The 20,788-nt window shown below is 64.1% G+C and carries 17 protein-coding genes and 1 pseudogene; 10 read left to right on the top strand and 8 right to left on the bottom strand.

Features of this window, described 5'->3' with window-relative positions:
• Position 1: 1 nt before the first annotated feature.
• Positions 2–976, bottom strand: a complete 975-nt coding sequence (locus tag C8J30_RS00095) for an ABC transporter substrate-binding protein (protein ID WP_220033678.1) — start codon at positions 974–976, stop codon at positions 2–4.
• 540 nt (positions 977–1,516) lie between these two features.
• On the opposite strand from C8J30_RS00095, the gene C8J30_RS00090 reads away from it, so the two are divergent.
• From C8J30_RS00090 to C8J30_RS00075, 4 genes are read left to right on the top strand one after another with little or no spacing between them, the layout of a single operon-like run.
• A complete protein-coding gene (locus C8J30_RS00090) occupies positions 1,517–2,944 on the top strand; it encodes an APC family permease (RefSeq protein WP_181420717.1) in 1,428 nt (475 codons plus the stop codon).
• A gap of 6 nt (positions 2,945–2,950) precedes the next feature.
• A complete protein-coding gene (locus tag C8J30_RS00085) occupies positions 2,951–4,351 on the top strand; it encodes an aminotransferase family protein (protein ID WP_110803705.1) in 1,401 nt (466 codons plus the stop codon).
• Positions 4,348–4,887, top strand: a complete 540-nt coding sequence (locus C8J30_RS00080) for a carboxymuconolactone decarboxylase family protein (protein WP_110803704.1) — start codon at positions 4,348–4,350, stop codon at positions 4,885–4,887. Before C8J30_RS00085 ends, C8J30_RS00080 begins: the two co-directional genes overlap by 4 nt.
• Before the next feature lie 12 nt (positions 4,888–4,899).
• Complete coding sequence (locus C8J30_RS00075; RefSeq protein ID WP_110803703.1) at positions 4,900–6,204, top strand: O-acetylhomoserine aminocarboxypropyltransferase/cysteine synthase family protein; 1,305 nt, start codon at positions 4,900–4,902, stop codon at positions 6,202–6,204.
• Positions 6,205–6,273: 69 nt separating this feature from the next.
• Here C8J30_RS00075 and C8J30_RS00070 read toward each other — a convergent pair whose 3' ends face one another.
• From C8J30_RS00070 to C8J30_RS00045, 6 genes are all read right to left on the bottom strand, one after another.
• Complete coding sequence (locus C8J30_RS00070; protein WP_110803702.1) at positions 6,274–7,308, bottom strand: amino acid ABC transporter permease; 1,035 nt, start codon at positions 7,306–7,308, stop codon at positions 6,274–6,276.
• Positions 7,305–8,501, bottom strand: a complete 1,197-nt coding sequence (locus C8J30_RS00065; RefSeq protein WP_220033677.1) for an amino acid ABC transporter permease — start codon at positions 8,499–8,501, stop codon at positions 7,305–7,307. The genes C8J30_RS00070 and C8J30_RS00065 overlap by 4 nt, the downstream gene beginning before the upstream one ends.
• Before the next feature lie 7 nt (positions 8,502–8,508).
• Positions 8,509–9,540: an amino acid ABC transporter substrate-binding protein gene (locus C8J30_RS00060; RefSeq protein ID WP_110804251.1), complete on the bottom strand. Its 1,032-nt coding sequence runs from the start codon at positions 9,538–9,540 to the stop codon at positions 8,509–8,511.
• A gap of 684 nt (positions 9,541–10,224) precedes the next feature.
• Positions 10,225–11,520 carry a 2-hydroxyacyl-CoA dehydratase family protein gene (locus C8J30_RS00055; protein ID WP_110803700.1) on the bottom strand — a complete coding sequence of 432 codons (1,296 nt, stop codon included), beginning with the start codon at positions 11,518–11,520 and terminating at the stop codon, positions 10,225–10,227.
• Between the two features lie 33 nt (positions 11,521–11,553).
• Positions 11,554–13,563, bottom strand: coding sequence for a 2-hydroxyacyl-CoA dehydratase (locus C8J30_RS00050; protein ID WP_110803699.1), 2,010 nt, complete (start codon positions 13,561–13,563; stop codon positions 11,554–11,556).
• Positions 13,564–13,573: 10 nt separating this feature from the next.
• On the bottom strand, positions 13,574–14,425 hold the full coding sequence (locus C8J30_RS00045; RefSeq protein ID WP_110803698.1) for an acyl-CoA dehydratase activase: 852 nt from the start codon (positions 14,423–14,425) through the stop codon (positions 13,574–13,576).
• Between the two features lie 1,162 nt (positions 14,426–15,587).
• Here C8J30_RS00045 and C8J30_RS00040 point away from each other — a divergent pair.
• From C8J30_RS00040 to C8J30_RS00020, 5 genes are all read left to right on the top strand, one after another.
• Positions 15,588–16,247, top strand: coding sequence for a hypothetical protein (locus C8J30_RS00040; protein ID WP_110803697.1), 660 nt, complete (start codon positions 15,588–15,590; stop codon positions 16,245–16,247).
• Complete coding sequence (locus C8J30_RS00035) at positions 16,238–16,678, top strand: hypothetical protein (protein WP_110803696.1); 441 nt, start codon at positions 16,238–16,240, stop codon at positions 16,676–16,678. The genes C8J30_RS00040 and C8J30_RS00035 overlap by 10 nt, the downstream gene beginning before the upstream one ends.
• A 227-nt stretch (positions 16,679–16,905) precedes the next feature.
• Positions 16,906–17,112, top strand: a complete 207-nt coding sequence (locus C8J30_RS00030; RefSeq protein WP_110803695.1) for a hypothetical protein — start codon at positions 16,906–16,908, stop codon at positions 17,110–17,112.
• 205 nt (positions 17,113–17,317) lie between these two features.
• Positions 17,318–17,665, top strand: a complete 348-nt coding sequence (locus C8J30_RS00025) for a thiol-disulfide oxidoreductase DCC family protein (protein WP_110803694.1) — start codon at positions 17,318–17,320, stop codon at positions 17,663–17,665.
• A 61-nt stretch (positions 17,666–17,726) separates the two neighbouring features.
• A complete protein-coding gene (locus tag C8J30_RS00020) occupies positions 17,727–18,005 on the top strand; it encodes an SH3 domain-containing protein (RefSeq protein WP_110804250.1) in 279 nt (92 codons plus the stop codon).
• Between the two features lie 776 nt (positions 18,006–18,781).
• Here the strand turns inward: C8J30_RS00020 and C8J30_RS00015 are convergent.
• Entirely contained in the window at positions 18,782–20,116 is a 1,335-nt protein-coding gene (locus C8J30_RS00015) for a sialate O-acetylesterase (protein ID WP_110803693.1), read from the bottom strand.
• Positions 20,117–20,237: 121 nt separating this feature from the next.
• On the opposite strand from C8J30_RS00015, the pseudogene C8J30_RS18980 reads away from it, so the two are divergent.
• Positions 20,238–20,788, top strand: a pseudogene (locus tag C8J30_RS18980) (IS3 family transposase); the annotation flags it as partial.

Genomic DNA, 20,788 nt, shown 5'->3' with positions numbered 1-20,788 from the left:
CTCAAAGCTTCAGATCGATTGAAACATCCGCGGCCTTGAGCGGCGTCTTGAGGATCCCCGCCTTGACCAAGGCATCAAGAATGCGCTGCACCTCGCCCGGTTTCACATCCACCTCGGGCTTGAGCACGGAATAATCGAGCGTTTTCGCCAGTTCCGGTGTCAGGTCGAGATATGTCACCGCCGCCTCTTCGACCAGCGCCCGGTTCGCCAGCAACTCGTCGCGCGCCTTCACCACCGCATGGGCGAAGGCCTTGGCAGTGTCCTCGTTTTCGGAAAGCCAGGCGTCGGTGCCGATCACGCTGTCGGAAATCACCGGCTCCTTTTCATCGGCCAGAAGGCCGCGCGCGATCACCTTGGCACCAATCTCGGGGTTGGCCGAAATCGAGGCGTAGAAGGGCTGGATCGCGCAGCCCACGTCGATCGTGCCTTGCTCGAGCGCCGCTTCCTGCTGCGGGAAGGGCAGCACCACAACCTCTGCATCGTCGTAGGACAGGCCCGCCGCCGCCAGATGGTCGCGCCACGCGAGTTCGCAGCCGGTGCCATTGCCGTTGATCGCGATCTTCTTGCCCTTCACATCGGCAAGCGAACTCACCCCCGAGGCTTTCGAGGCGACAAGCCAGACATATTTGCGATCCGGGTCAGCCTCGTGGCCGAGCGTCAGGAACAGCTTCACCGGCACCCCCTGCGCGCGGGCATTGAGCGGCGGCACCGGGGCGGCATAGCCGATATCGGCCTCGCCCGAGGCCAGCGCCGCGATCACCGCCGGGCCGCCCTGCACCGGGATCAGATCGACATCCAGCCCCGCGGCGGCGAAATAGCCCTGATCCTTCGCCCGGAAGACCGAGAGCAACGTATCCGACAGGAGATAGGCAAAGCGCACCTTCTTCAACTCTTCCGCCTGCGCGGGCAGCGCCAGAATCGCGGCCAGCACCGCAGCGGTCACAGAGGCGCCAAGACGGCGGCGGGTCAGTTTCAAGGTCGACATAGGTCAGCTCACATATATGATTTCATTTGATTTTTTATCGCACCCACCCAAGACCCGGTCAAGAAAACAGCCCCAGCGAAGACAGCGGGCAAAACGAACGCCCGCTTCCAAACCCGGCGCCACAGAGAGAAAGTTTTTCCGCGCCCGGCCGCGGAGGCACCCGCCACGCCCCCCTGATCCGTAAGCTCTGCAACACCCAGCCGACTCGTCGCAGGGAAGAAAACTTGCGCCCGGCGCGGGCTGCGCACTGCATTCCTTCTGCGCGAGCCCCGCGAAAGGCTGAGTATTATCCATTGAATGAGTCGTGATTTACGGGCGAGGATGCAGCATCCGAAAAGTCATCCCAAGCGCCGAAAGAGGCCGAAATGTCGTTTGTGCCCCAGCCCTGGAAGGAGGTCACCGGTTTTGCCGGGTTTGCGATCATCCTTGCCTCGGTCAAGGGCGCGGCGGACCCGTGTAGATGGGCGGCAGCCTGAGGCTGTCGCCGCAACACCCGCCTTCCCATCGACATTCCCAGCATGGACAGGACCCATGACCTCTCTCGAACGCTCTTCGGGCGCGCTGAAGCGTGACCATCTCTCCTTTCTCGACGTTGTCGCGCAGGCCGTCGGCACCATCGCGCCTTCGGGCACCCCGGCCTTCGTGATCCTTGGCGTTTTCGCCACCGCGGGCAACGGCACCTGGCTTGCCTATCTCTTTGCCACACTGGCCCTTCTGGTGCTTTCGGTCACCATCACCGCCTTTTCCAGCCGCTCCGCCTCGCCCGGCGCGCTTTACGCCTTTGCGGGGCAAGGTCTCGGGCCGTTCTGGGGCACGGTGGCGGGCTGGTCGCTCGTCATCGCCTATCTTTTCACCGCCGGGGCCGTGGTCGCAGGCTCGGTGAGCTATGCGCTTGAAGTGCTGCATCTGGCCTTTGGCGCCTTTGATAACCACCTGCCCGCGGTGCTGCTGTCGGCGTTGGCCATCGGGCTGGCCTTTGCCATCGCCTGGCGCTCGATCCGGCTGTCGACCCGGCTGTCGCTGACGCTCGAGGCGATCACCGTGGGCGCGGTGCTGATCGTTCTGGGCGTCGCCCTTTGGCAAGGCGCGGCGGGCGCCGACCAAGCGCAACTGACGCTGCAGGGCGTGGCGAGCGAAAACCTGCGCCTTGGCCTCGTGCTCGCCTTTTTCTCTTTCGTGGGGTTTGAAAGCGCCACTGTTCTTGGCCACGAGGCGAAAGATCCGCTGCGGGTGATCCCGCGCTCGGTGATCACGACGGTTCTCGCAACCGGGCTGTTCTTCACCGTCTCGGCCTATGTGCTGGTCGCGGCGTTTCAGGGCGAGGTGACCGGGCTTGGCGGCATCGATGCGCCGCTGTCGGCGCTCGCCGCGCGGCTTGGCTTGGGCGTGCTGGGTCCGGTGATCGCAGCGGGTGTTTCGGCAAGCTTCTTCGCCTCGGCGCTGGCCTCGATCAATGCGGGGGCGCGCGTGATCTATCTGCTCTCGCGGCACGGGATCATTCACGGCCGGGCGGGCGATGCGCATGAGGTGCATGAAACGCCCCATGTCGCGGTGGCGATCTCGGCGCTCGTCGTGGCGGCGCTGTCCCTGCCGCTGACGCTCGCGGGCAATGGGTTGCTCGACATCTTCGCCTGGCTTGGCACCATCGCCACGCTCGGCTTCCTTGCGGCCTATATCCTTGTCGCGATCGGCGCACCGGTGTTTCTGGCACGGCGCGGCGAGTTGCGCCCGCACCACGTCGCGATTTCCGTCGCCTCGGTTGGCTTGCTGTCGCTGCCGCTGATCGGGCTGCTTTACCCGGTGCCGCCCGCGCCCTTCAACCTGCTGCCCTATGCCTTCCTTGGGCTTCTGGGCCTCGGCGTCGTGCATTTCCTCTGGCTGCGCTGGTCGAACCCGCAGGTGCTGCGGCGGATCGAGGACGATCTCGAAACCGCCACCCAAGCCGTTCCGGCGGAGTGATCCAGCATGACCCATCCCTTTCTCAATCCTTCCGCCGCGGCGGAGGCTCCGCCAGGCTGGCACGAGGCTGACCGCGCCCATCTCATCCATCCGCAGCACCACCCCGTCGACCATGCCGCCCCGGTGCTTTGGTCTCGTGGGGAAGGCGCCTTCCTGATTGATGCCGAGGGGCGGCGGCTGATCGACGGCCTCTCGGGCATGTGGAACGTTCACCTCGGGCATGCCCGCCCGGAACTGATCGCGGCAGCGACCACGCAGCTGCAACAACTCGCCTTCGCCAATACCTATGCCGGGGCCAGCCACGGCCCGGGCGTGGCCTTGGCCGAGAAACTCTCCGAAATCGCCCCTGAAGGCATCGAGGCGTTCTTCTTCACCACCTCGGGCAGCGAGGCCACGGAAACCTCGGTGCGCACGGCGCGCTGGTTCTGGCAATCGGTGGGGCAGCCGCGCAAGACCAAGATCATCTCGCGCGACTATTCCTATCACGGCTCGACCGGGGTGGCGGCGAGCGTCACCGGGGTGACCGAGTTTTCGCAAGGCTTCGGCCCGCCCGCGCCCGATATCCTGCACATCCCCTCGCCCTATCCCTACCGCTTCGAGGGCACCGGGCAGGAGGCCGCCGACCTGCTGGAACAGGCGATCCTGCGCGAGGGGCCGGAGACCGTGGCCGCCTTTATCGCGGAACCGGTGCAGGGCGGTGGCGGCGGGGTGATCGTACCGCAGGACGATTATTTCCCCCGCATCCGCGAAATCTGCGACCGCTACGATGTGCTTTTCATCGCCGACGAGGTGATCACCGGCTTTGGCCGCACCGGACATTGGTTTGCGGTCGCGCACTGGGGGGTGCGCCCCGACATCGTGCAATTCGCCAAGGGCATCACCTCGGGCTACATTCCGCTGGGCGGGATCGGCGTCAGCGGCCGGATCAAGGCGGCGCTTGATGCCGCACCGCCCGCCAAACGCTGGTGGCACGGCTTCACCGCCTCGGCCCATCCGGTTGCCTGTGCGGTGGCGCTGGAAACCATCCGCATCCTTGAGGCGGAGGGGTTGGCCGAGCGTGCGGCGCGAAAGGGCAAGCATCTGCTTGGCCGGTTGCACGCCGGGCTGGCCGATCATCCGAACGTTGGCGACATCCGCGGCCTTGGCCTGCTGTTCGGCATCGAACTGGTCGCCGACCGGACCACGAAACGCCGCTTCGGACCCGAGACCGATCTGGCCCCGCGCCTGCGCCGCGAGCTGTTCGCCCGCGGCCTCTCCACCCGGGTGCTCACCGACGTGATCTGCCTTGCGCCGCCACTGACCACGCCCGACGCGGAGCTAGAGGCCATCGCCGATATCGTCACCGGCGCCATCCACGCCGTCCTTCCCCCCGTCCTTTCCGCCAACACACAAAGGAAAAATCCATGACCCGCGTCACCAAGGTCAATCTGGCCACCGCCACCCCCGAAATCCGCGCCTATCATGATGAAATCACCAAGTCCCATGCCCTGACCAACATGAAGGCCACGCTTCTGCGCTCGCCCGTGGCGCTGAAGGCCGTGCTCGAATGGTATTCGCTGTTCGATGCGGTCAAGCCCTGGCTGGGCCAGCGCGAGGCGATCCTGTTCTGCTTTGCCATCTCGCGCGCCAATGCCTGCGAACTTTGCACCACCTTCATGCGCCGCGCCATCGCGGGCTGGGGCGAAAACCCCGAGCAGCTGACGCTGGACGAACGCCAGCAGGTGATCTGGGATTACGGCACGCAGATCGCCAAGGACCCGAACCGGGTCTCGGATGCGCTCTTCGAGCGGCTCTCGGCCGAGTTCAACCCGACCCAGATCGTCGAGCTGACCACCTTCGGCGCGCTGATGATCGTCAACAACGTCTTCAACAGCGCGCTGCAGATCGACGTGGACGAGGAACTCGACCCGTTCCGCATCCAGCCCGAAGCCTATTTCGCCTGACAGGATCCGATCATGACCGACCGCACCTATGGCTTTGCCACGCAGCAGCTGCACGCAGGCCAAAGCCCCGATCCCGCCACCGGCGCCCGCGCCGTGCCGATCTATCAAACGACCTCTTTCGTGTTCAAGGATTTCGCCGCCGCCAAGGCGATCTCCTCGGTCGAGGAATTCGGCTTCGACTATTCGCGCATCACCAACCCGACGAACGAAGTGCTGGAAAACCGCATCGCCGCGCTCGAAGGCGGCTCGGGGGCGCTCTCCGTCGCCTCGGGCTCGGCGGCAACGGCCACTGCGATCCTCAACATCACCCATGCGGGCGACGAGATCGTGGCGGCGAAAACGCTTTACGGCGGCACCTTCAACCTGTTCGTCAACACCCTGCCCAAGCACGGCCTCAAGACGACGCTCGTCGACCCCACCGACCCGGAAAATTTCGCCCGCGCGATCACGCCGAAAACGAAGCTGATCTTCGTCGAGACGATCGGCAACCCCGACATCAACGTGATCGATTTCGAGGCGGTGGCGCGGATCGCCGAGGCGCATGGGCTGCCCCTGATCATCGACAACACCTTCGGCACGCCGTTCCTCTTTCGCCCCTTCGATCATGGCGCCAATGTCACGGTGCATTCGGCGACGAAATTCATCGGCGGGCATGGCACCTCGATCGGCGGGCTGATCGTCGATGGCGGCAACTTCAACTGGGCCAACGGCAATTTTCCCGATTTCACCACCCCCGATCCGGCCTATGGCGGCTTCGTGCATTGGGAAAAATGGGGGAATTATCCGGGTGCGGGCAACATCGCCTATATCATCAAGGCGCGGCTGCATTACCTGCGCGATTTCGGTGCCGCGCTGAGCCCGTTCAACGCCTTCCTGTTCCTGCAAGGGCTTGAAACGCTGTCGTTCCGGCTCGAGCGGCAGGTGAAGAACGCGCAGGCGATTGCCGAATTTCTCGAAGCGCATCCGCAGGTGGCCTGGGTGAATTATCCGGGGCTGAAAAGCAGCCCGCATCACGCGTTGGCGCAGAAATACCTGCCCAAGGGCGCCGGCTCGATCCTGACCTTCGGCGTCAAAGGCGGGTTTGAACAGGCGAAACGCTTCATCGAGGCGACGAAGCTTTTCTCCTTCCTGGCCAATGTCGGGGATTCGAAATCGCTGATCGTGCATCCGGCGACGGTCACGCATGGGCAGCTGACCGAAGCCGAACAGCGGCTGGCGGGCGTCAAGCCCGAGCAGATCCGGCTCTCGGTCGGCACCGAGGATCTGGACGATCTGATCTGGGATCTGGAACAATCCTTCGCCGCCGTGCGCGGGTAAGGACGGCACGAAAGCAAAAAAGCGGGCCACGGGGAAGACGCAACCCGTGGCCCGCTTCGCATCTCGCCCTCAGCCGCGGGCCAGACGCCGTTCCAGCCAGAGGCTGTAGCGCGATCCGCCAAAGCAAAGCGCGAAATAGATCGCCGCAACAAAGAGATAGGCCTCATCGTGAAAGCCGAGCCAAAGCGGATCGGTGGTCGCGGCCTTGGCGGCGTTCAAAAGGTCAAAGACCCCGATCACCGCCAGAAGCGAGGTGGCCAGCAGAAAGCCGATCGCCAGATTGACGAGCCCCGGGATCACCTTTTGCAGCGCCTGCGGCAGGATCACCAGCTGCACCATGCGCCAGTAGCCAATCCCAAGCGCCGCCGCCGCCTCGGCCTGACCGGGCGGAATGGTCTGCAAGCCGCCCCGCACCACCTCGGCCAGATAGGCGGTGAAGAAAAGCGCGGTCATGATCGCGGCGCGGGTGATCTTGTCGAAGATCACCCCCTCGGGCAGTCCAAGCGGCAGGATCAGCATGGCGAAGTAGAGGATCGCCACCATCGGCGTGGCCCGCATCACCTCGATGTAAAGGACCGAGAGCACGCGCAGCCCGCCCATCCGCGATTGCCGCGCGAGCGCGAGCAGGATCGCCGCCGGAAAGGCAAAGCCCATGCAGGAGGCCCAGAGGAGCAGCGTCACCGGCAGCCCGCCCCAGTCGTTGACCGAGACGGGCACAAGCCCGACGCCGCCCGACATCAGCCCCCAAGCCGCCGCAAGCCCGAAGCCCCAGCCCGCCAGCAGCCCCTTGCCCCAGAACCGCGGCAGCGCCGAAACGCCCATCAGGGAGAGCAGTCCGACGATGACCGCAATTGGCCGCCAAAGCTGATCGGTGGGGTAGAAGGCAAACAGGATGAAGCGCAGCTTCGCCACCAGAAACGGCCAGCACGCGCCCTCGGCAGCGCGGCAGGTGGCCATGTCGCCCGCGAAGGTCGCCTGCACCAGCAGCCAATCCGCCAACTCCCGCAGCACCAGAAGGCACAGCACCACAGCTGCGAGCGAGAGCGCAAGACCGCGCAGATCGGCGCGCAAACCGTCCCCGGACCGGAACTTGAACCCGATCATCGGCCCGCCCCCCTGCCCTGCCCGCGCAGCGCAACGCGGGTGTTATAGCGGTTCATCAGCGCCGCCACCGACAGGTTGATCGCCAGGAAGGTCACCGTCATGATGAACACCGCCTCGATCGCCTGCCCGGTGGTGTTGGCGGTGGTGTTGAGGATCGAGACCAGATCGGGAAAGCCGATCGCCACCGCAAGGCTCGAATCCTTCGCCAGATCGAGGAAATTCGAGGTGATCAGCGGCACGATCACCCGCAGCGCCTGTGGCAGCACGACAAGGCGCAGGATCTGCGCCTCGTTCAGCCCCAACGCGCGGGCGGCCTCGCGCTGGCCCTGCGGCACCGAAAGAATACCGGCCCGGACGATCTCGGCGATCGAGGCGGCGAATTTGATCGTGAGCCCGAAGACGAGCGCCGCGAATTCGGGCGAGAGCGACGCCCCGCCGCGAATGTTGAACCCCTGCAGATGCGGGAGATCGAGCGTGACGCCGCTGGAGATCGCCACCGAACCCGCCGCCAGCACCGCGAGGATCCAGACAAGCGCCGAGCCGCGCCCGATGCTGCGCGCCAGAATCCGGTTGCCCAGGATGGCCGAGATCAGCGCCAACCCTACGCCCGCCAGTGGCAAGGCCCAGCCCTCCGGGGCGGTGAGCGCGGGGACGAAAATACCCCGGTTCGACAGCACCACCCCCAGCGCCGCGGGCGCCTGCCGCGGGCCGGGCAAAGCATGGGCGAGCGCGATCCAGAAGAAGAGTTGCAAGAGCAGCGGCGTGTTGCGGATCACCTCGATATAGCTGCGCACCAGCGCCCTCACGAAGCGGCTGCGCGTCAGGCTGAGAACGCCGAGCGCGACACCCAAAATCGTGGCGGACAGGCAGCCTGCCAGCGCGGCCTTCAGCGTGTTCAAAAGCCCCACCGCAATCGCGCGCAGGTAGGTGTCGCCCGCCTGAAACGCGATCGGCGCCTCGCCGATCTGAAAGTTCGCGGTGCGGCCGAGGAAGGCGAACCCGGGCGAAATGCCCGCCCGGTGCAGGGCTGCGGCGGCATTGTGGCCAAACCACAAAAGCAGCGCCGCAAGCCCGAGAAGGACGGCGATCTGCGCGAAGGGCCGTGGACCCCACCACGCAACGAGCGCGGCCCAGGGGCCGCGCTGCTGCGGGCGGACTGCCCGATCCGTGACGTTTTCAGGGAGGAAGGTCACGGCTGTCTTACCGGAACGGCGGCGCATAAAGCAGACCGCCCTTGGTCCAGAGCTGGTTGTAGCCACGCTCCCAGCCCAGCGGCGCAAGGTTGCGCTCGTAGATCTCGCCGTAGTTGCCGACCGTCTTGATGATATTGTAGGCCCATTTCGGATCGAGCCCGATATCCTGCGCCAGCGACGGATCGACGCCGAGGAAGCGCTGGATCGCCGGATCCTGCGAGGTCAGGAACGTGTCGACGTTCTTTGAGGTGATGCCCCATTCTTCGGCCTGGATCGTCGCATAGACCGTCCAGTTGACGATCTCGAGCCAGCGGTCGTCGCCCGCGACGATGGCCGGAGCCAGCGGCTCTTTCGACAGCCGCTCGGGCAAGAGCACATAGTCATCGGGTTTCTTCAGCTGTTGCAGCTTGCCCACAAGGTCGGAGCTGTCTTGCGTGATCGCATCGACCCGGCCGCTTTCGAGCGCGGCGAGGAACTCCGACGTGTCCTCGATCGTCACCGGGCTGAAGGCCTTGCCGGTCTTGCGGAAGAAATCGGCGATGTTCAGCTCGCCCGTCGTGCCCGATTGCACGCCGATGGTGGCGCCGTCGAGTTCCGAGGCGCTCTTCACCCCCAGATCCTTGCGCGCGAGGATCGCCTGACCGTCATAGAAGATCGTCGGGCCGAAGTGGAAGCCCAGCTTGAAGGCGCGGGTGATGGTGACCGTGACGCCCGACAGCAGCACGTCGAATTCCCCCGCCTGCAGCGCGGGCAGGCGTTGTTGCGGCGAGGAGGAGGTGAATTCCACCTTGTCGGGGCTGCCAAAGACGGCAATCGACAGCGCCCGGCCATAGTCGATGAAGAAGCCCTGCCATTTGCCCGCGCTGTCGGGGGCGAAGAAGCCGGGCGTGGTGCCGACGCCGACCTTGATCACGCCGCGCTCCTTGATGCGGTCGAGCGTCGGGCCAGCCGAGGCGAAGGTGGGCAGAACCGCAGCCGCCACAGCCGCCGCAGCGGCAAGTGTTCGGGCGGCATTTCGGAAGGTTTGCAAGGTGCTCATCTTGGGGAACTCCGGTGAGGCTTTTGCCTGTTTCATGCCCCAAACCAAGTCCATCGCCGCAGCAACGTCAATATTAGCCATTGTTTTTATTGTATTTTTCTATTTTTCGCCGTTTCACAGAAAGCACGCTTCTGCGCCATGCTGCGCGCGCAGCAGTTTTTTCCCCGCGCGTTGGGGACCAAGGTCTCGAATCACGACCAAATGAGTCGACTCAGGCCCGCAATCGGCAGGGCCTTGGGCAAAGGGTCATCGACACTGTTGCTGCCTCTGACGCCATCGAGGTGGCCAGATGGTCTTCGATGATCCCGGGGGCGCTGCGGCAATAGCCGGCCAGATGCCGCACGACAGCCCCCTCTGCACCTATCCGCGGCGCAGGCTGCCGATGTCGGACAACGCACACAGTGTCAGCCCGCAACGGCGAAGGGACGTTCTTTGTGATGCAGGGCGGTCAGGCCCCGAAAGCCTTGTCCCCGGCAGCCATCGGGCCGCGCAGCAAGATCTTCTCCCGGGCGGAAATGATCTTTGCCATCGCGCGGCAGCCAAGAGGACCTCTGTTTTCAGCATCCGTCGGAGACCTTGGCACCCTGCCTCGTTCGGCTTCACCTTGCCGATGCCCCGGGCAAGACGCCCCCTGCACCCCCGATTGCAGGATGTTCCGTGGCGGTATCTGACCGCACGGAGGGCTCAGCGGCTGAGCATTTCGACGAAGGCCCGGATCCGGGTGAGCAGTTGCCCCGAGGGCGGACCGACCTGAAACGAGCCTTCCAGCGCGATGGTGGGGATGCCCTTCTTCTGAAAATGCGTGGCCTGAATCTCTCGGTGAATCCCCGCGAAAGAGCAGCCGACATAGCCGTAAAACAGGATCCCCTGCGCTTTGAAGGGCGCGATGGTCTCTTCGATCCGCGCCAGATGGCGCACCGGCGTGCCGATCATCGTGCGCCCGGTGATCAGGTAATCGGCGTAAGACTGCCAAGGCGGCAGATCCTCGCGGTAGCCGCGCGTCCATTCGTCGGGGGTATGCCAAGCCGTCACCGCCCCGCCCGAGTCGTCGATCGTCTTGTAGACGCCGAATTCCTGCCCGCGCCCGCCCGACCAGACCAGCCGCACCAGATTTTTCGGATAGGGCCGCAGATTGCCGGGACGCTCAAGCTCGGCAAGCAACTCATCGACCACCTCTTCGTAAGCCTCTGGCTTGCCGAAGTAATGCCCGGTGCCGATGAGCAGATACATGGTGGCAAGCGAGCGGATGTAAAGCGGATTGTCGGTGCGCAGATGCAAGATGCGGCGAACCTTGGCGAGGATGCGATTGTAGCGCTTGATTTCATCGCCAAGCCGCGTCTCGTCGGCGGGGCTGCCGCGAAGCCAGACGGAGAGCGCACGCAGCTCATCGCGAATGAAGCTCTCGATCTGTTCAAGCCGCCTCGGATCATCCTGGGTGTTGGGTCGGTTCGCGCCCTCGACGCGGAACACATCCACCCCTTCGGCACGCAAAAGCTCCCAGGCGATGTTGAGCGGCTCGCACATCATGTTGTAGGTGGCAAGACGCGGCACCGTGCGCTCGCGGCGCAGGAAATATTCGCCAAGAACCGCCCCCACCATCGAGCAGGATTCCTTGGGCAGCTGAAAGTAATCCTCGGCCACGTTCATCGCGTCGGCAGAGCCGAGCCGCCCGACCTCGTTGATCGAGATCGGGATCGTGTCGCAGGCATAGTAAAGCGGCGACCAAAGGCCGCCACACATCCACGCCGCCTTGGCGGTGCCCGCGCGGTGGCCCGCCTCGGCATCGTCGATATAGCTCAGCACAAGGTCAAAGAACCGGTTCACGGCCGGGGAATAGCCATGATCGGCGCGGGTTTCGCGCAAATAGGCAAGCTGGCTTTCAAGCGCCTCGCCGGTCCGGGCGGGGGTCGTGCCGCCCGCGCGCGCCAGATCGGCGAGCGACGCGCCGTCGTCCCGGGTGTCAATCGTTTCAAGCGTCATCGCGGTCTGCGGGGAATGTGGGACAGGGGAAGGTCACGCCTCGGCCCTCTCGGCCAGAACCTCGACAAAGGCTTCGAGCCGGGTCTTGATCTGGCCCAGATCGCCCGCGGAATAATCGCTGCCGAGTTCGAGGACGGGGATCCCCGCCTCCTGAAAGCGTTTGAGGAACAGGTTCTTGGTCAGCCCGTAGCAGGGGCAGAACTTGAGATAGGTGTAAAGCACGGCATCAACGCGATAGTCCCGCGCCAAGGCCAGCGCGGCCTCGATCCGCCGTTCAAGCGGGAATTGCCGCGCGCAGGGCGTCTGGTCGAGATAGGCATCGGCCAGCGCCGCCCAGGGGTCGTCGCCTTCGCGGGTCTGGTGCAGAAAGGGGCCAAGGCCGGTGCAGTGATCTTCGACCACGATCCGCGCGCCGATGTCGTCTTCGACCAGATCGAGGATGCGCCGGTCGCCATCCGCCACCACGCCACCGCACATCATCAGCCGCAGCGGTCGCGTGCCGGAACTGGCCGCCGTCGCAAGCTGGCGGTGCATATCCTCGTAAAGCGGCACCAGCGCCTCGGGTTCGAGATAGAAAAAGGCCCGCACGGCTTCAAGGAAATCGCGCCCCGAAAGCGCCGGACTATCGCGCTTGCGCAACTCCGAAATCTGCCGGATCAGCGCCCGCACGCGGTTGTAGAGCCGGATCTGGGCTTGAAGGTCCTCGTCGTGGATTTCGCGCCCCGTCAGCGTCTCGAGTTCATCGCGGAACGCCAGAATTTCCTGCCGGAAGAACGCCCGCGAGGCGGCACTGTCAGCGTTGCGGGGCACGATGAACCCGCGCGAGGATTTGTAGAAATTGTCGATCGCCTGCGAGGTCGCCCGCATGGAATCGCAGGTGTAAAAGGTGAAAACCTTGTCGATCGCCTCGTTCACCGGATGCTTGGTGGCAAAATGGCCGAGCACGCTCTTGGTGAAATCGCAAAACACCGATTTGGTGATCTGCTCGCCGCGCGAAACCTCTTCGGTGCCACCGCATTTGAAAAGCCGCAGATGCGCCGCGCCTGAAGCGTTGAGCAGCTCAAGCGGGGTATAGTTGCACAGATACCCCACCTTTTTTGCGTCGTCGCTGGCCACGAAATGATCTTCCGCTGCCTGAAGAAGGCGCGACAAGCCCTCGAAATCATAGGCTTTCTGCGCTTCGGCCTTGCGCAAGGCCCGCTTCGCCTCGACATGGTGCTTTTGCGCATAGATCGCCGCGCCCAGCGCGCCTGCGTAGACCATGTCGAGCTTCGGAACGGTGATCGGAAAGCCGATCAGCGTTTCCAGCGCATGTTTCATGCCCACATTGTTCGACACGCCTCCGGTGAACACCAGATCGGCCTCGAGCGGCACCTTGGAGACCAGATTGCGCACCCGCCGCGCCGAGGCGAAATGCAGCCCCGCCGCGATGTCCTCGGGCGGCACGCCGCGCGCACGCAGCGAAATCACCTCGGATTCCGCAAAGACCGTGCATTGGCTCGAGACATTGGGCACCGTCTCGGCCCGCAGCGACGCAGGCCCGACCTCGGTGATCGAAAACCCCAAGAGCGCCGAGGCTTTTTCCAGAAACCGCCCGGTTCCGGCGGCGCATTTGTCGTTCATCAGGAACTTGATCACCTTGCCGGTGTCCGGATCAACCTGAATGGCCTTGCTGTCCTGCCCGCCGATGTCGATGATTGTCCGAGTGGCGGCGTTGAGGAAATGCGCGCCCATCGCGTGACAGGAAATTTCGGTCACCACATCGGTGGCGATGCCCGAAAATTCGAGCGCGATCCGGCCATAGCCAGTGGCGACGATATGGTCGATCTCCGCAAAGTCGATCTCGGACGCCATCAGGATGTCTTCCAGCAACTCGTTCGCCGTGTCCTGCATGAAAACACCGGTCGCCACCTGCGCGGTATGGATATGGCCCTCGTGCAGAAGCACCGCCTTTCCCCCGCGCGAGCCGATGTCGATGCCCAGCACCGTCGCCCCGGCCAGCTCGGCACTCAGCATCGGGTCGATAACGTCTTGAAATCTCATCGCTCGTCCCTCACTGCACCAAGGCGCCATCGTAATACTGCTGCGCGATCACCGCCGCGCCCAAGGCACCTGCATAGGTGGTATCGAGTTTCGTTTCGCTGATCGGCGCGCCGATCAGATCCTCAAGCGCCCGTTTCATCCCCTTGTTGTTCGAGACACCGCCAGTGAAGACGATCTCGGGATCAAGGCCGATGCGGTTCACCAGATTGCGCACACGCCGCGCCGAGGCGTAGTGGATGCCCGCCGCGATATCCTCGCGCCGGGTGCCGCGCACCTTCAGCGAAATCACCTCGGATTCGGCAAACACCACGCATTGGCTGGAAATCGTTGCCCTCTCCTCGGCCTCGAGCGCCCGGTCGCCCAGTTCATCGAGCCGATAGTCGAGCAGTTCGGCAATCTTCTCCAGAAACCGCCCCGTGCCCGCCGCGCATTTGTCGTTCATCACGAATTCCCGCACCCGGCCCGTGTCGGGATCGACCTTGATCGCCTTGCTGTCCTGCCCGCCGATGTCGATGATGGAGCGCGTGCCCGCATTGAGGAAATGCGCGCCCATCGCGTGACAGGAAATTTCGGTGACGATCTGCGTCGGGATGTCGTCATAGCCCAGCGCGATCCGGCCATAGCCGGTGCCAACGACATAGGCGATGTCGGCGCGGTCACGGCCCGATTGGCGCAACAGCTTCTTCACCAGCCGGTCCGCCGTGTCCTGCGCATCGACACCGGAGGCGGTGATCACCGTATGCACCTCGGCATCGTCCAGAAGCACGGCCTTGGCCTGCCGCGAGCCGATATCGATGCCGATGGTGGGGGTCTTCCTCAGATCGCCGATCCTGTCGTCGGCAATCGCCTGCGCAACTTGCATGATCTGTCCTTGTCGGTCGGGGTCATCGAAGGATCGAGGGGCACCGGCAAAGCGACACCAACCCTGCCGCACGGAGCGCAGCAGGTTGGGAGGGGTCGGATACTCTCGATTGCGCCAATAGCAGTATCACGGATTTCCCCGCTCTGCGTTCCAAAGACAGCGCCGATCGGGGATGAAACCCGCTCCCGCAGCGATTGCGGACAGCAGGATTTTCACCTGATTTGACGTGCATCCTGGTCGTCAGAGTGAAGCGCCCCGGATTTGCCGGGCCTTTCATTCAGGCTGGCCGAACCTCCCGCAAGCAGGTTGTCACTGCGCCAGGCCCTGATCGCGCGAACGGACAAGAAGGCAGCCGCTTTCCGCCCGACCTTGCCGGCAGACCGAATTCGCAACAGCCGAGGCATAAGTCCGACGCGGTCGCCCCAGCGGGTTGCACGGCTTTCGTGACGCAGGGTGCTATCGCTTTGATCAGGACGCGGAGGCGGCCCACGCGGACGGGGACGCCACCTCCGCAACTGCGCCTGCGGCGCGCTGAAAATGATCACGCGAGATGGTCCCCGGAATTTGCAGTTGATCCGAAGCCTCTTCCGGGTTCCGGCTTGGCGCATTTCACCCCATCGCCCCTTGAGCGGTGCCGAGACAGGCGCAAAAACGATGGGTCCGTGCCGATCGGCCCATCCACAGGAGCCAACCGTGCATCATCGCGTGACAGCGCGAAATCCGGAACGCTTTCAGAGCAATCGGTGCGGACGAACTCTCGGGAATGACGGCATTGGCGCAAAGGTTCGCGAGCGCATGGATGTCGTCAAACAGGCGCGCTGAGACGTCTTAGCCATCGATTTTGTCGGTCGCGGATCGCGAGGGCTGGTCACCAACACCGGCAACAGCCCGCCAGCGATCGACGAGGTGAACATCTGCAAACAAGTCGCTCTGTTCGTCGTCCATGAGGGGCTCCGGTGCTTTCTGCCCCATCGTCCGAGGTCCCGAAGAAAAACTCAAACAGACCGACGAAGATTCCTAGGTCATTTTGAGAAAATCAGGCGCTCGGTGTGCCGCGATTGTGGAAAACCTCGAAATCCGGCGTGACCGACTGCGGATCACGATATACTCGCAAGAGAGCATCTCTCTGAAAATCCATGAAATTCCTGCCTCGGAGAGAGACATGCCCAATTCGATCCAAGCCATTCGCAAACCCGCCGTAAAACCGAAGGTGGGCGGTTATTTCACTGTCGACGTGCTGACGATTGATGAACTGATCGCACGAGGGATGACAGCCACGGAACTCATTGCCTACCTCGTTCTTGGCGCGGGAACCGATGCCGAAAACGCCCTTACCCGCTCGGGTCGGTTGGCGATCACGAAGTCGCTCGCGTGCAGCCGGTACGAAGCTGGCCAGATTGTGGATCGCCTCGTCGCGCTGGAAGCCGTGGACTCACTCGAAAACGGCCTCGCAGACCGCCGCGACCCCACAGCGACCCGTTGCCGCCTGCTCCGCCCCGCGGGCCCGGCCGCTCAATCCCGAGAGGCGGTGTTCCCCAATCCGATCGTGCGAGACCCGGCCTGCGCGACGGCGCCGAGAATGGCGGCCCGTCTCGGTGGCGTTTCCGCCCTCCGTGCGCTGATCGAGATTGCTCTGCCCGGGCAAACGGATCCCCTTGAAGGGCGGGCCGGACTGCGGCCCGATCCCTCGCTCTTGCGCATTGGCAGCACCCAGATCGCCCGGGTTTCGACCTGTTTCCCCTCGCGGATCTGGCCGCGCATCATCCGATCCGGTTCGGCCGAAACGGCGCGGAAATCGCGGTGCTGTCCGGGTTGGGGCTGATCACGCATGACCTGTGGACCGCGTCCCTCAGCCCGGAGGGGAAGCCCCAAACGCTTCTTTCACCGGTGGGAAGCCTGCTGCGCGGGCTGCCGTCATCCACCGGTACGCTGGCGCAATATCGGTTGATCGCGTGGCTGCTGCACCGGCTCGCGCATGTCGAACCGGGCACGGTTTCGGCGGCGGAACTGGTGGCAGAATATCGCCACGACGAAGCAGTTCATGCGGTCTTGCCGCTGGGTTGGCCCGCATCAACAGTGGTGGCACTGCCTCGGCTGACCAAACGGCCGAACGACGCAATCCGCCGCGAAACCGTCCGGTCCGATGCCCACGCAGCTCAAGGCGCGATGCTGGAAATCGGACAGATCCTCGAGCGTCATCTGCCTTGGGCCCGCCCCACCGACCTCGATGTCCTTCGCGCCCTCGAGACCTGAGAAACGACGATTTCGGCATATCAAGACTGATCAAGCTTTCGTCAAGAAAGGACAAGAAAGGGCAAAGGGGGCAAGCAAGGCCAAGCACCCTCGCGGGGGATCGCTCTTTCTGTCCTGCGGGCGGCGGGTCGCACCGGACGGTCCTCCGAGCCGATGGTATCAGCCGCTTGCACGCCCGCCCGCCGCATGCTTACCTCGTCCCAAGGGATCGCACGGGGGAGCAGGCGATGGGCGAAGCGGTCGGTCTTTCAGCGACGCAACGGGAGGCGCGGCGCGGGCTCATCGTGGTCGGGTTCGATTCCGCCTGGATGGACAACGATCCGAGGCAGGGTTTCATCGTGACGCCGATGTCCGAGCCGACCGGGGCAAGGCTGGAGCGGGCAGCGCGGGAGCGGCAGGTGCCGTTCGTGCGGCGACAGGCTTCGGAAGGCTGACGCGAACGCCTCCCTTCGGCTTCCTGTGCTCGGGGCTCTCCTATGTGGCCTTGCGTGGCGAGGAGGCGCCGAAAAGGCCCGCACCTTCCGCGACTGAACCGGGCGGGCTGAGGGCGACCCCCAGTCCGTCCGGCCCTGCAAGGCTTGACCGCCGCAAGACCCGCCCCATGTTTCAGCCGATTCCTCTGACAAAGCGAGGCCCGGCATGGCACCTTCTCTGACGGTCTGGTTCGACAGCGGCTGTCCGCTTTGTGCGCGCGAGATCGCGCTTGTGCGCAGGCTCGACCGGCGCGGGGCGATCCGCTTCGTTGATCTTTGCACCCCCGACGCCCCCTGCCCGATCGACCGCGCCGAGCTGCTCGCCCGGTTTCACGCCGAGGAAAATGGCCGCCTGCTTTCGGGGGCGGCAGCCTTTGGCGCAATGTGGCGGGCGGTTCCGATCCTGCGCCCGCTTGGGCTTCTGGCCGGGTGGCCGCCCCTCGCCCCGGCCTTCGAGGCCGCCTATCGCCGCTTCCTGCGGCTGCGCCCCCGGCTGCAGAAGCTGTTCCGGTGACGTCCGGCTTTCGGCGCGCGCAAGGATGTCCTATGCTGGGAAAAACAGCTCAGGACAGATCATGCGCCCCCCCTTTGCCGCCCTTTTCGCCCTGCTGATCGCCGCCGGCTGTGCGCCCGGGAACGGCGCCGTGGTCAAGGGGGCCGGGCCCGACGATCTTCTGAAACTGCGCGACGGCCCGGGCCTTGATCACAAGATCATCATCGGCCTGCCCGATGGCACCCGCCTGACCCGGGGCGCCTGTGTGACACGGGCGGGCAAGGTCTGGTGCCGGGTCTTCCTCACCGACCGGCCCAACGTCTCGGGCTATGTCGCGGCCGAGTATCTGGCGCATCGCTGACAGAGGCACCCGGCCCTGAACCGCAGATGGCCCATCTGGGCGCAGTCATCCGCAGCCGCCGCTGATGCATTTCACGGCGAGAGGCTTGTGCAAGTCATTCCGACCCCTTGTGCGGGCGCTGGGCGTAACTTCACCCCGACGTGAAGGGCGGGAGGACTAAGCCGCTCCGCGGCATTGGCGCCTGTGGTTGGCGCTCGGCTCCCAATTCAGCGTTGCGCTTTGTGTGAGGCCTTTCTGGGCTGACGATTTGGGTCTTCCCACTCGTCAGACAGGAGGTTTCGATGAAGGAGGAGAAGACCACCCTGTCACCCGACAAAAACACCCGGTACATCGGACAAAAACCGGGAACAGCTGGGAATAGCCGGTAACAGGCGATAACGCGCGCAATTACAATGTGTTAGATGGCGGCCGAAGCGTCTGGCATCGCTCGAACTTTGCACTTCGACGGCATGACGAGTTGCGACAAGGGCGCAGATAATCGTCCAAACAGTGATCGCAGGCGCCTTGGCTCACGTTGCCGAAAAACAGCCTAAAGCACAGATTTTACGGCGCATTGGAGAGGACGCGAAGCAGCCTGAACTTTGCACTTCGGAGGCATTCGGGAGCGTTGAGTGCAAAGTTGCGCGAAAGCAAGTACTTACGCGTGATCTGGGCGCCAAGCCGCGACTGTTGAACCATCCCGGCGACCGGGAAGACTTCTGCGGTGAGCTATGCGCCCACCGCATAGCCTTGCGGGGCTGTCGATTGCTCGGGGCTGGCCGCACATCGGCCCTGTCTCAGTTCTGAACCCGCAGTGTCCGAAACTCGGTACCCGCGGAATCCGCGGCGCCGACAAGGACGCGCTTGGAGACGAGGGCGCCGCCGATCTGCAAAAGCAGCGTCGCAGAGGTCTGGTTGTCGGCATTCGGGGAATTGCAGAAGAAAAGAGGCTTTCCGGCTGCGATCAGCCCGATGTAGTCGTCGGTGGAAACCAGCCTGGCCCCGAGCGTCGGATCGCATTCGAGCGTGACCTGCTTTTCCGCGACGCGCGCCTGAAACTTCGCGCGCGCAGCCGTGTCTGTGCTCGGATTGTAAGCCGCGACAATCGTCGATCCCGGCTGATCCTTCACGAACTGGATCAGATAGCCATCCAGCGGCTTTCCCTGCCCGAACACGAAGCCACCAGTATCCTCAGGATCGTATTGCCAGTTCGCGCCGACCCCATCAAAGCCGATCCCATTTGCATAAGCGTCCCAGGCCAGCTTGGCAGCTTCCCAGTAGCCAGCTCCGGACATGTGGATGTAGTTCGAAGACGCATCCCAAAGCGCCTGAGGCAGGATACTGGTGGCCACGAACCGACGGCGGCTCGCATCCATCGACACAGCCTGACGAATGTTCTTGTTCATCACGCTGAGATCGGTGTTCCAGTACGGCGACAGGCCCGAGCAGATGACCGGTGTCGTGACGCCGAACCAGCTTTGCGCCCGAAACCGATTGATCAGCGCATCAAGTGCAGCAGCATAGGTGGTGTTGGTGTCCAAGTCGGACTCGCCTTGCCACCAGAAAGCGGCATCGAAGCGGGTCACCGTTTGGCCAGTCAACGCGGCGATCTCGGCAAGCGCCGCCGGGATATTCGCCAGCGTCGCGGTCCACATGTTCGGATCGGCGGCGGCAACATCCCATTGTGCGATCTGCGCCCCGCCCTTGGAAATGTTGACGACGAACACCGGGCGGGTCGGATTGTCGATCGCGGCCCGCGCCCCGATCATCATGCCCCAGTTTGCCTTACCAGCGAGAGCAGATCCGGTTTCGAAGTTCCCCACCGTCGTCGTCGCGGCAGCATTGCTCAGGGTGGAGCCTGCATAGGACCACATCCAGAGGTTCGGCGGCGCCACAAACGGCGCATAGGCCGTCCTGTTCGCGGCGTTGCTTTGCCCGGCCACAAACAGGACGATCGGGACCCCGGTCAGCGCGGCGTCGATTTCATTGAGCCGATCGGCGATCGCCCCTGACGCGGCGAGCTGTGCCGCCAGATCTGCCACCGACGCTTTGACGGTGGTCCCGGCCCGATTGCCCAGAACGCTGTCGAGCAGCGTCGCAGTGATCAGATTGGTGGTATTCACGCCAGACATGTCGTTCCTCAAGTGATGATGATGGTGAAGGGGCCGCTGACCGGACCGGGCAGTCTGAGGTGGTCCCCAGCCAGCGGACAGTTTGCTAAGCTTGCCGCCAAGGAAGACGAGGACGAACAGCGTGGCTGGCAAACGGAAGAACTACAGCGCGGACTTCAAGGCGAAGGTGGCGCTTGAAGCCATTCGTGGCGAGGCGACGATCGCCGAGCTGGTGGTGAAGCACGGCGTGCATCAGACGGTGATCCACTCTTGGAAGCGTCAGGCGCTCGAGGGCATGGCCGCGATTTTCTCGGGCAAGGCCGGGGCGAAGGCGGCTGAGAAGGAAGGCGAGATCGAAAAGCTGCACGCCAAGATCGGCCAATTGGTGGTGGAGCGGGATTTTTTAGTGAAAGCCTCCGGTCGATGAGCGTGACACGGAGGCGAGAAATGATCGAACCTCGCCACCCGTCTTTGCCGGTGAAACGGCAATGTGCCCTGATCGGCATCAGCCGGTCGTCGTGGGTCATGGTCCGGCGAGCAGCGAGACCCCGCTGAACCTGGCGCTGATGAAGCTGATCGACGCGCAGTTCATGGAAACGCCGTTCTACGGCAGCCGCCAGATGGCCCGACATCTGCGCAATCAGGGCTATTGCGTCAGTCGCAAACGGGTGCGACGGCTGATGGCGAAGATGG

Source organism: Rhodobacter viridis (assembly GCF_003217355.1).
GTDB lineage: Bacteria > Pseudomonadota > Alphaproteobacteria > Rhodobacterales > Rhodobacteraceae > Rhodobacter > Rhodobacter viridis.
The sequence above is the reverse complement of the archived record's forward strand: the minus strand, read 5'-3'. Positions and strand labels throughout refer to the sequence as shown.

Bases quoted from the DNA above. Each gene is read 5' to 3' on its own strand.
- C8J30_RS00090 (WP_181420717.1), top strand. From the start codon at position 1,517: ATGACCTCTCTCGAACGCTCTTCGGGCGCGCTGAAGCGTGACCATCTC.
- C8J30_RS00085 (WP_110803705.1), top strand. From the start codon at position 2,951: ATGACCCATCCCTTTCTCAATCCTTCCGCCGCGGCGGAGGCTCCGCCA.
- C8J30_RS00080 (WP_110803704.1), top strand. From the start codon at position 4,348: ATGACCCGCGTCACCAAGGTCAATCTGGCCACCGCCACCCCCGAAATC.
- C8J30_RS00075 (WP_110803703.1), top strand. From the start codon at position 4,900: ATGACCGACCGCACCTATGGCTTTGCCACGCAGCAGCTGCACGCAGGC.
- C8J30_RS00070 (WP_110803702.1), bottom strand. From the start codon at position 7,308: ATGATCGGGTTCAAGTTCCGGTCCGGGGACGGTTTGCGCGCCGATCTG.
- C8J30_RS00060 (WP_110804251.1), bottom strand. From the start codon at position 9,540: ATGAGCACCTTGCAAACCTTCCGAAATGCCGCCCGAACACTTGCCGCT.
- C8J30_RS00055 (WP_110803700.1), bottom strand. From the start codon at position 11,520: ATGACGCTTGAAACGATTGACACCCGGGACGACGGCGCGTCGCTCGCC.
- C8J30_RS00050 (WP_110803699.1), bottom strand. From the start codon at position 13,563: ATGAGATTTCAAGACGTTATCGACCCGATGCTGAGTGCCGAGCTGGCC.
- C8J30_RS00045 (WP_110803698.1), bottom strand. From the start codon at position 14,425: ATGCAAGTTGCGCAGGCGATTGCCGACGACAGGATCGGCGATCTGAGG.
- C8J30_RS00040 (WP_110803697.1), top strand. From the start codon at position 15,588: ATGCCCAATTCGATCCAAGCCATTCGCAAACCCGCCGTAAAACCGAAG.
- C8J30_RS00030 (WP_110803695.1), top strand. From the start codon at position 16,906: ATGGGCGAAGCGGTCGGTCTTTCAGCGACGCAACGGGAGGCGCGGCGC.
- C8J30_RS00025 (WP_110803694.1), top strand. From the start codon at position 17,318: ATGGCACCTTCTCTGACGGTCTGGTTCGACAGCGGCTGTCCGCTTTGT.
- C8J30_RS00020 (WP_110804250.1), top strand. From the start codon at position 17,727: ATGCGCCCCCCCTTTGCCGCCCTTTTCGCCCTGCTGATCGCCGCCGGC.
- C8J30_RS00015 (WP_110803693.1), bottom strand. From the start codon at position 20,116: ATGTCTGGCGTGAATACCACCAATCTGATCACTGCGACGCTGCTCGAC.